At 65.9% G+C, this 14940-nt stretch carries 20 protein-coding genes; 4 read left to right on the top strand and 16 right to left on the bottom strand.

The annotated features are described in order from the left end of the window. Window positions 1-111: 111 nt before the first annotated feature. The 10 genes from IMZ11_RS33600 to IMZ11_RS33555 form a co-directional block, all read right to left on the bottom strand. Window positions 112-1956: a DUF262 domain-containing protein gene (locus IMZ11_RS33600; protein WP_228646426.1), complete on the bottom strand. Its 1845-nt coding sequence runs from the start codon at window positions 1954-1956 to the stop codon at window positions 112-114. A 412-nt stretch (window positions 1957-2368) separates the two neighbouring features. Further along, the gene (locus tag IMZ11_RS33595) at window positions 2369-3733 is read right to left on the bottom strand and encodes a tyrosine-type recombinase/integrase (RefSeq protein ID WP_228646425.1); all 1365 of its coding nucleotides are present in this window, start codon (window positions 3731-3733) and stop codon (window positions 2369-2371) included. Further along, window positions 3730-3921 carry an AlpA family transcriptional regulator gene (locus tag IMZ11_RS33590; protein ID WP_228646424.1) on the bottom strand — a complete coding sequence of 64 codons (192 nt, stop codon included), beginning with the start codon at window positions 3919-3921 and terminating at the stop codon, window positions 3730-3732. Before IMZ11_RS33590 ends, IMZ11_RS33595 begins: the two co-directional genes overlap by 4 nt. Next, window positions 3921-5312: a replication initiator gene (locus IMZ11_RS33585; RefSeq protein WP_228646423.1), complete on the bottom strand. Its 1392-nt coding sequence runs from the start codon at window positions 5310-5312 to the stop codon at window positions 3921-3923. The genes IMZ11_RS33590 and IMZ11_RS33585 overlap by 1 nt, the downstream gene beginning before the upstream one ends. A gap of 96 nt (window positions 5313-5408) precedes the next feature. After that, window positions 5409-5549 (bottom strand): hypothetical protein, encoded by a 141-nt coding sequence (locus IMZ11_RS33580; protein WP_228646422.1) that lies wholly within the window; start codon window positions 5547-5549, stop codon window positions 5409-5411. Window positions 5550-5554: 5 nt separating this feature from the next. Continuing rightward, a complete protein-coding gene (locus IMZ11_RS33575) occupies window positions 5555-5716 on the bottom strand; it encodes a DUF3970 family protein (protein WP_228646421.1) in 162 nt (53 codons plus the stop codon). Between the two features lie 22 nt (window positions 5717-5738). Continuing rightward, entirely contained in the window at window positions 5739-6095 is a 357-nt protein-coding gene (locus IMZ11_RS33570; RefSeq protein WP_228646420.1) for a hypothetical protein, read from the bottom strand. Between the two features lie 17 nt (window positions 6096-6112). After that, on the bottom strand, window positions 6113-6907 hold the full coding sequence (locus IMZ11_RS33565; RefSeq protein WP_228646419.1) for a DUF2637 domain-containing protein: 795 nt from the start codon (window positions 6905-6907) through the stop codon (window positions 6113-6115). Window positions 6908-6943: 36 nt separating this feature from the next. Beyond that, a complete protein-coding gene (locus IMZ11_RS33560; RefSeq protein WP_228646418.1) occupies window positions 6944-8296 on the bottom strand; it encodes an FtsK/SpoIIIE domain-containing protein in 1353 nt (450 codons plus the stop codon). After that, window positions 8289-8630, bottom strand: a complete 342-nt coding sequence (locus IMZ11_RS33555) for a hypothetical protein (protein ID WP_228646417.1) — start codon at window positions 8628-8630, stop codon at window positions 8289-8291. Before IMZ11_RS33555 ends, IMZ11_RS33560 begins: the two co-directional genes overlap by 8 nt. Window positions 8631-8738: 108 nt before the next feature. Between IMZ11_RS33555 and IMZ11_RS33550 the strand changes: the two genes are divergently transcribed. Further along, the gene (locus IMZ11_RS33550; RefSeq protein ID WP_228646416.1) at window positions 8739-9098 is read left to right on the top strand and encodes a winged helix-turn-helix domain-containing protein; all 360 of its coding nucleotides are present in this window, start codon (window positions 8739-8741) and stop codon (window positions 9096-9098) included. A 177-nt stretch (window positions 9099-9275) separates the two neighbouring features. Here IMZ11_RS33550 and IMZ11_RS33545 read toward each other — a convergent pair whose 3' ends face one another. Beyond that, a complete protein-coding gene (locus IMZ11_RS33545; protein WP_228646415.1) occupies window positions 9276-9494 on the bottom strand; it encodes a hypothetical protein in 219 nt (72 codons plus the stop codon). Window positions 9495-9808: 314 nt separating this feature from the next. On the opposite strand from IMZ11_RS33545, the gene IMZ11_RS33540 reads away from it, so the two are divergent. After that, entirely contained in the window at window positions 9809-10387 is a 579-nt protein-coding gene (locus IMZ11_RS33540) for an XRE family transcriptional regulator (protein ID WP_308066884.1), read from the top strand. Window positions 10388-10389: 2 nt separating this feature from the next. Beyond that, window positions 10390-10866: an NUDIX hydrolase gene (locus IMZ11_RS33535; protein ID WP_228646413.1), complete on the top strand. Its 477-nt coding sequence runs from the start codon at window positions 10390-10392 to the stop codon at window positions 10864-10866. Window positions 10867-10876: 10 nt separating this feature from the next. On the opposite strand, the gene IMZ11_RS33530 is transcribed toward IMZ11_RS33535, so the two are convergent. The 4 genes from IMZ11_RS33530 to IMZ11_RS33515 form a co-directional block, all read right to left on the bottom strand. Next, on the bottom strand, window positions 10877-11470 hold the full coding sequence (locus IMZ11_RS33530) for a DUF6000 family protein (protein ID WP_228646412.1): 594 nt from the start codon (window positions 11468-11470) through the stop codon (window positions 10877-10879). A gap of 22 nt (window positions 11471-11492) precedes the next feature. Further along, window positions 11493-12056, bottom strand: a complete 564-nt coding sequence (locus tag IMZ11_RS33525; protein WP_228646411.1) for an HD domain-containing protein — start codon at window positions 12054-12056, stop codon at window positions 11493-11495. Between the two features lie 79 nt (window positions 12057-12135). Beyond that, window positions 12136-12612, bottom strand: a complete 477-nt coding sequence (locus tag IMZ11_RS33520) for a GntR family transcriptional regulator (protein WP_228646410.1) — start codon at window positions 12610-12612, stop codon at window positions 12136-12138. Further along, entirely contained in the window at window positions 12599-12940 is a 342-nt protein-coding gene (locus IMZ11_RS33515) for a hypothetical protein (RefSeq protein WP_228646409.1), read from the bottom strand. Before IMZ11_RS33515 ends, IMZ11_RS33520 begins: the two co-directional genes overlap by 14 nt. 164 nt (window positions 12941-13104) lie before the next feature. Between IMZ11_RS33515 and IMZ11_RS33510 the strand changes: the two genes are divergently transcribed. Further along, window positions 13105-13836: an XRE family transcriptional regulator gene (locus tag IMZ11_RS33510; RefSeq protein ID WP_228646408.1), complete on the top strand. Its 732-nt coding sequence runs from the start codon at window positions 13105-13107 to the stop codon at window positions 13834-13836. Window positions 13837-14736: 900 nt separating this feature from the next. Here the strand turns inward: IMZ11_RS33510 and IMZ11_RS33505 are convergent. Then, a partial coding sequence (locus IMZ11_RS33505) for a hypothetical protein (protein ID WP_228646407.1) occupies window positions 14737-14940 on the bottom strand: 204 nt, incomplete at its 5' end.

Genomic DNA, 14940 nt, shown 5'->3' with positions numbered 1-14940 from the left:
AGTTGATCTCTAGTCAAGACCACTTCTACCAGGGGCTTTACGCTTTCTGATCACCTGTCTGTCGTCGCCCAGGATCGTTACCCAGCGCAACAAGCCGTTACCGGCAATGGCTCAGTGTGCCCTCTTCGCGATATCGAGAAGATCGTTCGGGTCCCAGATGCGTTTCGCGATCTCACGGTAAAGATTTCCGCGCTCGACCACGTCCGCTGCCTTAAATGACCCGTATGGCCTGAACGGCAAATCGGTAGACTTCAGAAACTGCATGAAGCCGGGGTTCTTCTCGTAGCACTGGAGATGTAGCGAGCGGGCTAGCAGGTTCTGTGAGAGGTAATGTGGAAGTTTCTGCTCGTAAGTGTCGTCACCGTAGCTGGCGTTGAAAGACTTGGGTAGGAGAAGCAGGTCGCCGATGAGATTGCGATGCTCGCCGAATTCGTAGGCATGGGGGAACTCGTCAGTGTGTTGCTCCGGACGATTCGCCCAAATGTGCTCGACCTCGTAGCGAACCTTGTTGTTATTCGTAAGTTCGCGGTACTTTGGGGCCTCTCCCGACTGGACGCCAATGTAGTCGGTGATGCGAGCCAGGAGCCGATGCAATTGGTGGCGGTTCTGCTGGTGCACACGCAGGCGATCGTTGCTATCGAAGGTCTCGGACTCCCTCTGCAGTGACACGTGTAACCGATGCGCCAGCTCGTCCATCTCCAGCCCACGGATGTCGCGCATCACGATAAACATGGCGTACTGCATAGTCGAGTAGGCGATGCTCCGGTAGTTCCAGATACGCCAGGCCAGTAGGATATCTACGTACCTCGCAACCAGCTCCAGCTTGATGTCCACGACCCCGCTTGGGTCATGCGGTCGCAGGGGCGCCAGCAGGAGTTGGTGTTGCAGAGTGAAACCCTGGTCGGCGTTGTAGCCGATGAACTCCAGGCCTGGTGACGTGAAGCGCCAGCTAGCCGCATCGAGGATGCGGAGGTACTGCCGGCTGTAGAAGTCGAAGTCAGTCAGCACGAAGTCGAGGTATTTTGCGGTCTTGTTGAGCCCAATTCGCGACGCTTCACCTCTCAGCCAGCGGTGGAACTCGGTGCCGATACGGTCCCAATCCTCAGGCTTCGCTGCTTTCTTGCGTTCGCGGATTCTGCGGGCGTACTGGCTCCGGAGCCACGTCTTGAGGAAATCTGAGTCAGCGTCCTTGTCTCTCTCGGCAAGCCCTTGGAGACGTTTCCGCCACAGGTCATTGGCCTTCACTCGCGGCTCACCGTCGGCGATGTTCGCCAGCAGGTAGCCCTTAAGCATATCTGCCGGGGTCAACTTGAGGCCACGATCGTTCATTGTCTCAAATATGGCATAAGCATCGTCGTCGGTATACGCCGTGATCTGCACGATCTGGACCCTGTGTTGCACCCAGTCGATAAAGAAGGGTAGGGCATTGTCGCGTAGATCTTCCGGAAATAAGTCCGCCAGGTCATTGTATCGCGCGACGAGTGTCTTTACCGACTCAGACGTGCTGTCGTCTAGATCGAACGTGCCGTGCTCAAAGAGAGCGGACATGCACTTTTCGCGGTCCTTGACGTTGAGATTAAACGACTTTTTGCCGTACTTCACCGAAAGAATTAGATCGTCGATGAGTACTTCGTCGTCGCGGCCCTGTTGCAGGCGTCGCAGGAAGGTGAGGAGCAATGTGAGGGTGGTGAGGCGCTGCTGCCCGTCCACGATGTAGGGGACGGAGTCCTTCTCGGAAATGATGATCGACCCGAGAAAATAGTGCGGGTACTTCTCGACCTGCTCGCGCTCGTGAGTTGGTTCCCATGCCTCCTCGAATTTGCTCGCCAAGTCGTTGACGAGCTCCTGGAGCTGCTTCGACTCCCACTTGTACTCGCGCTGATAGTAGTCGATGGAATACTTGTTTCCTTTGAGGATCTCACTGACCGACTTGGCAATGCCGTCGATCTTCTTCATCGACTGCCTCCTTCGGCGATATAGGCAAGCCCTTGGGGTTACCCCTCTTCGGTAAAGAGCTAGTTTACGCGCTTGCCAACTCGGCCTCGGTCAAACTCCGCCACCGGCCGAAGGTTTTGGTAGTTTTCTGTCCTGTTGGTCCGATTTGAAATCCAATCAGGGAAACGTCTGTTTCTGTTCGTGGCCATAGGGGCACATGGTTGTCTGCGGAGCTGCGTCGTTCCTGATCTACCGGCCCGGCCCCGTGCAGGGGCTGAATCGCCGCAGTCTCATGTCCAACGCATCCAGCACCAGTTTGAGCGCTTGCTGGCTGATGCCGACCAGACCGGCGGCGGCGCAGTAGGAAACGTCCAGGCGATGTAAAACGAATGGGTCCCGGACGGGTTCCGGGACCCCTGTGACCAGTGACCACTCACGCTGTCAGGGCATCGTCGATCCTGCGGTTGGCCAACTCCTGCTGTCCGTCGACGCACTTGGCGTACACGCGCAGTAGAACGTCAACGCTGTGACCCGCCCGTTCAGCCACTTCGGGGGCCGGGGCACCTGCATTGAGCCAGAGGGACACGGCCGCGTGCCGGAGGTCATACGGCCGTCGGGCGAGGGGGGAGGCGACCTGGGCCGGTGTGAAGGCGAGGAGCCGGGCGGCCTGCCAGACCTCGGTATAGGCCGTCGAGGCGACCACTCCGCCGCGTTCGCTCCGGAAGATCCTGCCGTCCGCACCGACGCCGAACTCCCTGATGTGGTCTCGAAGGATCTTGACCAGGGTGGGAGGGATAGGCACCGGTCGTACGTCGTCGCGGCCACGGTGCTTGAGGCCGCGTTCCTCGTGAGCGTCGCCGCTGTCGGTCCACTGCGTATTGACCTCGGGGCGCGAGACGTCAATAAGAAGCCTGCCCCAGTCGGTCTCCGGGAGATGGCAGTCCTGCTGCCGAAGGGCGACGGCTTCAGCGGGCCGAAGCGCCGCGTAGTACATGCAGGCGAACAAGGCCATCAACCGCCGCCCCCGGCCCCGCTTGCCCACGTAGGTCACTGCGGTCAGCAGCTCCTCGGCCTGCCGAGGGTTGACGACCACACGAGGGTCTACGGTCTCCGTAGTCTTGGGCGGCTTCCACTTGACCCTGTGCAGCGGGTTGGACGGCAGTTCTTCCAGCTCTACGGCGTACTCAAGGACCGCGTGCAGGACGGCCCGCTTGCGCCTGACCGTGTTCGCGCTGGCCGCCTTGCCGTCGAGGCGGAGCGCGAGCGCGTCGAGGGCGAGTCGCACGGTCTTGGTCTCGTTGAGTTCGGTCAGGTCGAGGGAGGCCGACTCGAGCCAGCGGACGGCCTTGGCGATCTCCGGAGATGCGTTCGGCCGCTTGCCCTCGGGGATGAGAGCGCACTTGCGCAGGGCCGTTCGCAGCGTGTCCGGATCGGGACGGCCGGGACGATCCTTGGTCAGCGCGGGCAGCACCGTGGAGAGCGCATCAGACATGCTGTCCCTGGTTTTCGCCGCCGCGTGAGGCCACTTCATTTCGATGTAGGCCCGGACGAAGTCGAAGACGGAGCGGGCGCTCTTCGCCTTGATCATCGAGGCTGGTAGCCCGCTCTCGACCTCGAACAGTTCACCCCGCTTGGCTGCCTGCCGCAGATCCGAGAGGAAGCTCTCGGCGAGAGCCTTGGTCCGGAAGGTCTTCGAAGACCGCTTTCTAGCCACCTGCCACCGGACGACGTATGACGGCGTCTTGCTGGACTTGTTTCTGTAGGTCTCGAAGAACTTCACGTCATAGGAGGTGCTCACGCAGCCTCCCGCAGGGTTTCAAGCCACGCCATGAGCTCGCTACGCCAGACGCGGAGTTCTCCGTTCGGGAGCTTGATGCACTTGGGCGCGTGGCCGAGTTCACGCCAGCGGTAGAAGGTCCGGCGGGATGCGCCACCGAGCTCGTCGAGCACCTCGGGAAGGGTGAGGAGCCGGTCATTACGCGTCATCAGGCGTCACCTCCCAGGGCAGCCGAGGGCGACGGTAAGGCCGTGCCTGTCAACGAGGCGGCGAGGAGGGCGTCACCGGGGGTGAAGCCGCGCCCGACGTAGTGCCACTCGGAGATGACGAGGACGGTGTCTTCCTCGAAGAGCGGCAGGCGCCCGGTGGTGATGTCCTCGCCGATGGCGTGTTCGGCGCGGTCGGCCCGGATGTCGCCGAGGGTGGTGGAGTAGTGGCGTGATCGGGTGGAGAAGTGGCCGCGGAAGCCGAGCATGTGCGCCCACTGGCTCAGCCGGAGGTCGGCCAGGTCGTCGAGGGCGCCCAGGCGCAGGCATTCGGCGATGAGCCGCCGGGCGTGCTCGCGTACCGGCAGCGCGGCCAAGTCCTCGGTAGGGAAGACGCGCCGGTCGAGGGTGCCGACGCATTCGGCGGCCTTGGTGGCGTACTTGGCGATGTAGCCCGCCACGGCCTGTTCGGTCAGGTCACCGTCGAGGGTGATGGGCCGGGCGTCGATCTGGTGGCCCCAGCGCAGCACTCGCGCCGGTTCCCCGTCTACGGCCGGGACCGTAGCGGTGACCACCGATGCTGCGTGTTGGACGGCCTGAGCCAGTAGGGCCAGGGTCGCCCAGGCCGGAGGTGTCGACGTCGGCCCGTCCGGGCCGTCGAGCCGGATGACGGCGTGGAAGTGGACGACTCCGCGCCGCTGGTATTCGGCGACCTTGGCGAAGGAGACGACGAGCTGGGCGCGCATTTCGGCGAGGGTGAGGCCGCCGCTTTTGGCCAGGTGCCGGCGAAGCGCCTCAGCGAACCGCTTCCACAGCAGCGGAGCCGTTGCATTGAACAGCACCGAGCCCGTGTAGTCGTAGCAATCGGGACACAGCGGCTCACCAAGACACTCCTCATCAGCCCCGTGCCGCGCGGTGCAGGACAGGACCCGCCCATGGGGACACTTTTGAGCGTCGCGGCGCGCATGGCACCGATGGATCTTGCCATTCTTCTCACGGCGGGTGTGAACGACGCCGAAGGAGGGCGCGGTGAGCGTCACGAATAGGCACGGGTGACCGGTCACCGACTCCGGAACGCCCTTGCCGCCGACGAGGCCGGCGCGGATCAGGTGGTAGGTGTCAGCCCGGTACGTCTCGGCGCAGGACGGGCAGCGCGAGGCGCGGCGGGTCTTGCACGGGACGCGAAGGACACCGTCAGGTTCGGTCCGGGTGCTGTAGCGGTGGAGGAGCTCGCCGGTGGCCTGGTCCCAGTGCTCGACCCGGCCCCGGAGGTGGATCGGCTGTCGGCAGCCGCCCGCGCGGCGGATCTGGGATGCCCACCGGGAGTAGCTCGGGTCATCGAGCCGGGCGATTGCCCCGCGGATGGCGTGCGCATTGGTGAGAGATGCGGGCAAGATGGAGACCTCCTTTCACTCGTTGGGGTGGAGGGATGGCCCCCGACCTGGCGCATGTCTTGGCGGATGTACGGCCAGGCCGGGGGCGCTGACGGTTCAGCAGAAGCCGAGCCCGTCACAGTGACGGCATGTGTCGCCGTAGGAGTCCAGGCCGCCCCCACCGCAGTGGCAGCACTGCCAGCGCTTGGGCGTGATCTCCGTGATTTCCGGGGCGGGAGCCTGCTCGGTGTCGTTCATGCGGGTTACCTCCTCTCGCGGGCTGTGGTGGTGACGAAGACCCGCCAGTGATGCGGGCGGGTCCGGTCGAGGTAGGCGCGGGAGACGCCGGAGACGGTGAACGTCTGGCGCAGCCGGAACAGGGCGTCGACGATTTCGGCGCGGGTCCCGTCGAGGCGGATTCGCATGGTTCGGTTCCTCCCTTGGTGGTCAGGCGGCGTGAGCCGGGTCGATGGTGGGGGCGTCGGGCTGGACGCAGCCGACATAGCTGGACTCGGCCTCATGCCGGGCGCGAGTGGCGGCGACGATGGCCACGGCCTTGTAGCTGACCGGGCCGAAGTTGATTGACGCGGAGTAGTGGCCGTGCTCGCGCTCCTGCGGGTCGATCTCGGAGCCGAGGCGGGCGGCGATCGCGTCGACCTCCGCGCATATCTCGGCGTCGTTGGCCCGTTTGGGGAAGTGATGCACGGTGACGTTTCGCGGGGCGGGAATCTCGGGATTGGCCTCCAGGAAGTCGGCCAGGGCGCGCAGGCCGGCGACGAGGCGTGGGCGGTGGTCGTTGTTCATGTGGTGATCTCCTTCCGTCAGGCGGGTTCGGACGCGGTTCGCAGAGTGCGGAGCAGGTCTGAGGCGAGTTGGTTGGACACGCCCAGGCGGGCGCGGAGCAGGTCACGGGTGATCGGCTTGCCGTGCCTGGAGTGGTGTTCGCCGGCCACGCGCCGGGCGTAGTCGACCAGTGCCGGGGACGGTGCCGGGGCGCCGTCCTCATCGGCAGGGACAGACACCGGTACGGCGGACGATCCCTCGGCCGCCGAGGACGGGCTGTCCGCCACAGCGGATATCCCTTTGATCGACGAGGACGAGGACGAGGACGAGGACGAGGACGAGGACGAGGACGAGGACGGGACGACGGCCGGTGTAATGGCCGGCGACACGAACGGTGACACCGTTACCAGCGAGGACGCCGGGACGGTGGCCGGGGACGGTTCAGGAGGAGGGCCGGAGGCGCGACGCTCCAACATCGAAACCGCGATGAGGAACGCGCCCGCCGGAGTCGCGGCGGTGAGCCAGCCCCAGACGGTCGGTTCGGCTTGGTGGAGGTTGGCGGCCAGGGACAGGACGATCCCCGCGGTGAGGACGAGCGTGGGCCAGGACGCCCAGCCCTGCCGTACTCGACCGGTCTTCTTGTCCCGCTGGCGCTCCCGAGCGGCCATGACACAGGTGAGGTCGACGCAGACGGCCACTGCCCAGGACATCCAGCCGGTTTGTCTGTGGTCGGTGGCGGTGTCGCGGATGTGGGTGAACGATCCGGCACCCGCGATAGCGGCCAGGACCAGGACAGGCCCGGAGTCGAGCAGCCATGAGGCGAGGCGTCGCATCGTTACCCCCTTTCTGTCGGGTCAGGTGATTCGGGTTCAGGCGGTGAGGAGTTCGGACAGGTCGGCCTCATCCAGTCCGGAGGAGTGGCCGGGCCGGATGATCTCGGCCCACTCCGGCGTCAGATGGGACCAGGTGCGGGCCGCGTACTCGGCGGCGTGCTCGGAGACGTAGAAGGAGCGGGCGCGGTACCACTGGCCGTCCTGGGAAGCGACGATCGCGACGCCCGGTGTCTCGGCGGGGATCGCTCGCGCGGAGACGAGGGCGGCCGGGTCGAGGTCGCCGAGCGTCATCGTGGCCGTCTCCGGGTCGTTGACCCGGTGGCAGATGCGGCCCGAGCACTGTGCCCGCAGCGCGGTCACGCCGGGACCGAGGTCGGAGCCGATCCGCTGACCGGACAGGAACAGATAGATGCCGAACGCCCGCCCGAGCTGACCCACCCGCAGCAGCGCCGTGGACGTACGCGCGACCTCGTCTTTCTCGGACTTGTCGGCCATCAGATACAGCTCGGCCAGTTCGTCGACCAGGACCACGACGGGTACCGGCCGCACTCCCGGCGGAAGCTGCCAGATGTTCCGCGCGCCTGCCGTGCGGCACAGGCCCATCCGGTCGACCATCAGCGCGACCAGGTCATCCAGCAGGCCGACCGATTCGGCCCGCGTGGTGGCCAGCGCTGACAGCCGGGGAGCGTAGGGGGTGAACTCCACGCCGCCCTTGAGGTCGAAGCCGACCAGTGCGACCGGTTGCGGTGACAGGCCGACGATCAGCGCGTTCGCGAGGTTCGACTTGCCGGACTGCGTCGCGCCCGCGTTGATCCAGTGCGGGACGGTACGGAAGTCGATCGACCACAGGCCGCCGGTCTCCAGACGGCCCACGGGCACCTGGAGCAGCTCGGACGAGGGCGGGATGTGGTCGACCCGTACGAGCGGGTCCCGCATGGTCGCGGCCAGAACCACCCGCCCCGGACGGGGCGAGGAGACGCGGACCGCGTGAACGCCCCAGGAGTGCGCGAGCCGTTCGGCAGCTTGGGCGTAGTCGGCGGGGATCTGGCCCTCAAGGGTCCAGAGGGTGACGCGCCAGCCGTGCCGGGTCGGGTGAGGTAGCCACATCCACGGCTTGGTGTCGACCGCGACCCGCTGGAAGCGCCGCCGTACCTTCACGATGCCGGTTGAGGCGATTGCGCCGGGCACGGTGGTGAACCACCAGCGTTGCCGCTTCTTGGTCAGCCCGCAGCCGAGAGCCACCTTCCGCCAGGTGGCCCGGACGGTCAGCGCGACGAGCGGGAAGCCGACGACCAGCCAGAACGAGCGGTAGTGGAAGCGCCGCCAGGCCCAGAGCCCGGCCACCGCGGCGGCCAGGGCTCCGAGCGTCTGGGCGAGCGTGTCAGGCATTGGCGCCCTCCTCGGCCGGGAGCAGCGCGGAGGCGCGGTAGGCGATGCCCCACTTCACCTCGCCGTCGCGGGTCTGCTCCCAGGGGTAGCCGATCAGCCCGACGGGGTTGATCTGCTGCCCGCGCGTGATCGGGGGCTCTCCGGAGATGCCGATCTTGACGAGTTCGATGCGGCCGAAGTCGTCTTCGACGGAGGTGATGACCTCGTAGACGGTCTGGCCGTTCTTGTCGGTCTTGACCTCGCCGGTGTTCTGGTTGAGCAGGCGGGGCCGTGGGTCCTTGACGCAGGTGAAGGTGAGCTTGGCCGTGTCGACCGGGATCGGGATGGCGCGCATGGTGGTGACCTCCTTAGGACTCGTAGGTCAACATAGTTAACCTAGTTGGCTTGGTTGTCAATGTTCTCTCGGTTGGCTTGGTCGTTCTCCTGTGCTGAGATAGGAGCGATGGTCAAGAAGACGGGACGACCGGGTTACCTCCAGATCGCCGACGATCTGCGCGAACAGATCCGCGGCGGGGCTCTCGCGCCCGGCGCGCCGCTGCCGTCGACCGCCCAACTCGCCGAGCAGTACGACGCCTCGCTGAGCATCGTGAAGATGGCCGTCGGGATCCTGCGGAACGAGGGTCTGGTCATCGGCCAGCAGGGCAAGGGCGTCTTCGTCCGAGAGGACGAGCAGCCCGAGGAAAGGCCGGCGACGGACCTGGCGAGCGAGGTCATCGAGCTACGCACCGCCGTACGGGACTTGTCGGAACGTCTCGCCCGGGTCGAGTCGACGCTGTCTGAGTCCAGGAGATCCCCGAAGTAGGGACCTCGCGGCGAACATGGCAGCCGGTCACCCGCCGGGCCAATGACGCCGCCCGCCCATCCGGCGGAGCACCCAGGCTCATCGCCTTGTCCTCACGCCGGATGCCGAACAGGACCGTCACGTAACCGGCGCCCGCGCCGCCGGACAGCAGAAGTGCCAAGATCAGGGGCAGGGTGCTCACGACCAGATCACCCCCGCCTGCGCGAAGCCGAGCGGGCCGCGCGGGGGACGCCGGGTCGCGGCGCGCCGCTTGTTCTCCCTGCGCCGGGCCGTCTGACGGCGGGTCCACCGGTCGCGGGCCAGGCACTTACGGCACCGGATCTGCCCCTGCTCCAGGAGCGCGCCACAGTCGCAGCCGGGGGTCTCCTCGGGCGGGTTGATCGTGGTGTTTGTCATGATCACCTCTCCTTTCGTCGCGGTCGGTGCTGCGTTGTGACACCGAGATTGCGGCGAAAGGGCAGGACGAAATCACTACACGACGGGACATGTTCAAGACGTCCCGTCTACGATTGCCACGTCCCTGGACGTCCTCGAACGTGGCAGGTGAGATGGCGAACGAGCGGTTACGCGCGGCACTTCTGGAACGCGGGGTGAGCATCGCCGATCTGGCGACCGCCATCGAAGTGGACCCCAAGACGGTCGAACGGTGGATCACCAAAGGCCGCGCACCGTACCGAAAGCACCGATACGCAGTCGCTACGCACCTGGGGATGGACGAGAGCTACCTCTGGCCGGAAGCTCTGACCCGGGAACAGGTGGCGTCCGCGTCGGAGAGCGAGATCGTCACCGTCTACCCGCACCGCTGGGCCGTACCCAGGGACGCATGGGGACGTCTGTTCACCCAGGCCAAGAACGAGATCGGCGTGCTCGTCTACAGCGGGCTGTTCCTCGCTGACGACGCGGGCATTGTGCGGATGCTCGGTGAGAAGGCCGGCGCCGGGGTACGGGTGCGGATCCTGCTCGGCGACCCCGACAGCCCCGAGGTCGCGCAACGCGGCGCGGACGAGGGCATAGACGGCGGCATGGCCGCCAAGATCCGCAACGCCCTCGTGCTCTACCAGCCGATCCGCAGGCTCGCCGGGGTGGAGATCCGGCTACACCGCACCGTGCTGTACAACTCGATCTACCGCGGGGACGATCAGTTTCTCGTCAACACCCACGTGTACGGGGTGCCCGCCGGGAACGCGCCCGTCCTGCACCTGCGCAAGGTTCTCGGCGGCGGCATGGTCGCCACGTACGCGGACAGCTTCGAGCGGGTGTGGGACCAGGCCACGCCGGTAGAGTCCTGACCATGGCGCGCAGGATCGACTTCTACGACGACCCCGAGGCCCCGAAGCCGAACAGCCTTGTCCCGTCGGTCAACGTGGTGGTCGCCAACGACGCCGGGGACGTCCTGATGATCCGCCGCTCGGATAACGGCAACTGGGCCGTCCCCGGTGGTGCGATCGATCTGGGCGAGTCGCTGCCGCAGGCCGCCGTCCGCGAGACCCTCGAAGAGACTGGCATTGTCTGTGAGATCACGGGTCTGGTCGGCACCTACACTGACCCGAAGCACGTGATCCTCTACACGTCCAATGGCGAGGCTCGCCAAGAGTTCTCGATCGTGGTCACGGCCCGAGCGGTCGACGGCGAGCCGACCCCGAGTGACGAGTCACGCGAAGTGCGATGGGTGCCGCGCGAGCAGGTTGAGACGCTCTCGATGGACCGGTCAATGCGAATGCGGATCGGCCACTACCTCGCCGGAACCGGCTTGTCGTACATCGGGTGACAGCCAACGGTCATGATGTGATGGTCTCCGCGAATGAGCACCGCCGGTCCATCTTCTCTTTCAGTTCCGTCGGATCCTGGTCGCGCATGGCCGATCTCGCCCACAGACCACGTGGAGCGAGGAAGCGAGCGGCGTGATCGGTTCTCAGTCGTTCGTCGAGGTGGAGCAGCGCGCCCATCGCCCAATCCTGGTTGTAGTGGCACGTCGGATCGGGGAGGTAGCGGTCCAGGTAGGCGACGAGTGATGCGGCGGCGGGCTCGTCGGCGAACCGGGCGAAGGCGAAGCAGTACCCCTGGCCTGAATAGACGAGTTCGCTGTCCAGGAGCATCGCGTGGAGGCGGCTGTGGAACTGCGCGCGACGATCGATGCCGATCAGCCAGGCCGCTGTGAGTCGCGAACGCCATTCACCGTCCAAGAGCAACGAGAGTTCCTGGTCACTGATCTGACGCGCCGAGGCTGACAACTCGCGCCCGAACCGTGAGCGCTCCCTTGCCGGCATCGCCAGAAAGTTGCTGTGAAGCAGCTTCAAATACCGTTCCCTCGGCATGAGGTATTGATCGACGACTGCCATCATTTCGGGGTCATCCGGCGTGGGGAGTCGCATGTCCTCATCATGCCGATGTCGATCAGCCAGGGGTATCCCCTGCCGAGGCAAGCGCACTTTCAGTCGCCCGGACGGCGGCCAGGATGCACGGGGTCGAAGCAGTGATCGAGCGGGAGACCAGATGCTCGGGGCCGTAGCGGGAATGGATCTCGGCCAGGCGCTCGGCGACGTTGAGACGGCGTCCGTCCGGGCCAGTGGTCATGTCGCAGTAGGTCAGCGCGTCCATCAGGTCAGGCCGCTCCGGCACGAACTCCTTGGTCAGGACGTCGAACAGGCCCCGTTCGGTCGCCTCATTCACCGCGCAGGAGTGATGCGCCACCAGGCGGTAAAGCGTCTCGTCGGCCTGCGCGACGTCACGCAGGTAGCGCGCCCCGTCGAGGGGATGAAACCCGGTGTCGACCAGATCGGGCGAGTACCCGATGTCATGCAGATATGCGGCGGCGATCAGGGTGTCGGCGTCATCGCCGAGGATCGGAGCCAGCGAAGCCGCGCGCGCGGCGACGCCTTGCGTATGCGCCCACCGGCGAGGGAGGGGCTTCTCAAGAAGCTGTCTGGCCAGGTCGCGCGCCCACTCAGCTTGTGTCACGTCCCCGACAATAGGCACCAAACCCCCGAACACGCCCAGGGCGTCCGGTGAGACGTCCTAGGACGTCTCACCCTGAACGTCACTGCGAGGAGCGTACGAACCGGCCCTTGCCATGCCGGGACACGACCAGCCCCTCACTCTCCAGCTCCGCGAACGCCTGCCGTACCGTGCTGCGGGCCGCGGAGAACAGCCAGCGAAGTTCGGCCTCACTGGGAAGGGCGTCGCCGGGTCCGAGTTCGCCCCGCTCGATCCGGCCGCGCAAGCTCTTCGCGATCTCCTGGTAGCGATAGGAGACTTCGGCCTCTTGGGCGGCGGGCCGCACGATCCGCCCCTTGGACGGGACCGTGAGGATCAACCCGCCCTCCTCCAGGGCCGTCAACGCCCGCCGGACCGTGTTCCGCGCCACGTAGAACTCCGCCGACAGGACGGCCTCTGACGGCAGCGTTGAGCCCGGCGCGTACTCGCCCGAGGTGATGCGGTGGCGAAGCCGTTCGGCGATCTGGGCGTATATGCGCCAGCCGGTCAACGGCTTTGCGAGCCGGTCAGGAGTGCGCACCGATGACCTTGTCCAGGTCGAAGCCGATCTCACCCTGTTCCCCCTCGCGCCAGCCCTCTTGCGCGGCCTGCTCGATCCGATCGGCCGCCGGCGCAAGGCGCAGGCACGACACCCGCTCGTCGCCCTGGTCGCCCCAGTAAAACCACAGGAACGCCAGGTGAACGAAGACCCGGCGGGGACGAAATCGGTTGTCCGGCACGTCCAGCGCGGGGCGCCCGTTCTGGTCGACGAGCAGGACCGTGACGATGCCCCTCCGCTTGAGTTCGGCGCGCAGTTCCTCCAACAACTGTTGCTGGTAGGCGCGCTGCTGAATCTTGATCACATTCATGATCGGTGACGCTCCTTCGGCTCGGAGATAGGCGGTTGTGGCCGCTTCCCTGTGCCGACGAGCTTCCGTCACGGTCCGGAATCTCTACACCACAACTAGGGGACGTCTAGGGACGCCTCGTGTTAGCGTCGCGCGCAGAGCCATCTCTCAGGAGGTACGCCCCCGTGAGTGAGAACCTTCGCCGCGCCCTCGCCGCCGCCAGGCTCCAAGCCGTCGACGTCGCTGCCGCTCTCGCCGTCGACCCCAAGACCGTGAACCGCTGGATGAAAGGCCGCATCCCCTACCCGCGCCACCGCTGGGCGGTTGCCGATCTCCTCCAGGTCGACGAGGCCGAGCTATGGCCCGAGGTCGCTTCAGGCAGGGTGATCTCCGACGACGTCCGGGCCGTCTACCCGCACCGCTGGGCCGTGCCGCAATCCGTCTGGCGACGTCTCTTCCAGGAAGCTGCGGAGAGGATCGACATCCTGACCTACAGCGGCCTGTTCCTCGCCGAGGACGCGGGCATGGTTCGCTTGCTGGGCGAGCGCGCCCGCGCAGGTGTTCAGGTCCGGATCCTGCTCGGCGATCCAGACAGCCCCGAGGTAGCCGCCCGAGGGCAAGACGAGGGCATCGGCCACGATGTCATGGCCGCAAGGATCAGGAACTCCCTCACGCTCTATCGGCAGCTGCAGGGTGTCGAGGGCGTCGCGATCCGACTGCACCGGACCGTGCTTTACAACTCGATCTATCGCGCCGACGACGACCTTCTCGTCAACATCCACGCCTACGGCACCCCAGCAGCTCAAGCCCCAGTCATCCACGTACGAGCCACCGAGGACGAAGGCACCGCAGCGGTCTACCTCGCCAGTCTCGAACGAGTCTGGGCAACCGCGGTCCCGGCCGCTAGCGCGCGCTGAGCCCCGTCCCCAGCCTCATGATCGAAAGCAACTTTTCTTCTCGTTATCAAGGGCGGTCCGCTGCGCGGCCCGCCGGGCGCACCGGTCGGTCTGCGTGTCCGGCTGCGGCTCTTCGGCCGGTCCGGACACGCACCGCCAGCGCACCCGAAGCCCACAGAAGTCCCCAGTTAAGACCGTGACGATCGCTCACTTCGGACCCCGCCACACGTGGGTGGGGCGATCGGCCGCGCCCCTTCCGGTGCCTCGGGCCTGGCGGCCCTGCGCTCCGGGTGGGCTTGCCATCGGGCCAGATGAGGTACTCGCCTGCGATGTCTACGCAGGGAGGTCGAATTAGAGTTTCAGAGCTCCGACGTCACACCATTCTCCTGCGGCGATCTTGGCCGCACCCCTGGCTCCACAGATTCAGCTCCTACATACGTCGAGACAAGTGTTCGACCCAAGTGCGACACCTGACTACAAACCGGCGGACCATCGCAACCCCGTACTCCTCGACCTCGGCCAAAGTGGTCTTGTCGATACCGGGTGCGCCGTTGTTGGCACGCACCGCAACCCACCCGCGCTGCAACACGTCCCTGCGGCAGACCTTGTCATACAGCGCCTGGGATCGACCCCCGGGATCGGCCTTGGCCGCCCGGTACAGCACATGCTGCAAGGCACGGACCGGATCACGCCGAACCCGTGGTTCCCGTGACCCCGACGCGGTGGGACTAGCCTGACCGGCACTCACCGGGCCCCTCCATCACAATCGCTGCGCATCGACGAAGCAGCGGCCCTTCCCTTAACCGCCGGTTGTGTTGTCCGGTCGGCTCCAGCAGTACTACGGCCGCCTCCGACGCCCACCCGGCCGACACTCCATTTCCCGGCGTTGACCGGTTATAGGACGCCACGCTCCAGCAACACTCATCTCCGCAGGTTGCCGGGCCGGGGAGGGCCTCCCCAGTTCCCGCCGCCACTATCGATACGTTCCGCGCCCCATACGCCGGGGAGTCCTTGACGGCTGCAATTTCCAGGCTCTTCACCGCGTCCATGGCCTTCACTGTCGACGATCACGGATTTGAGCAGCGATGACGCCGCCGCCATCACGTAATTGAGCACCTCGATCAC

It is taken from the genome of Microtetraspora sp. AC03309 (assembly GCF_020826795.1).
GTDB lineage: Bacteria > Actinomycetota > Actinomycetes > Streptosporangiales > Streptosporangiaceae > Microtetraspora > Microtetraspora glauca.
This window is presented reverse-complemented; position numbering and strand designations above follow the sequence as displayed.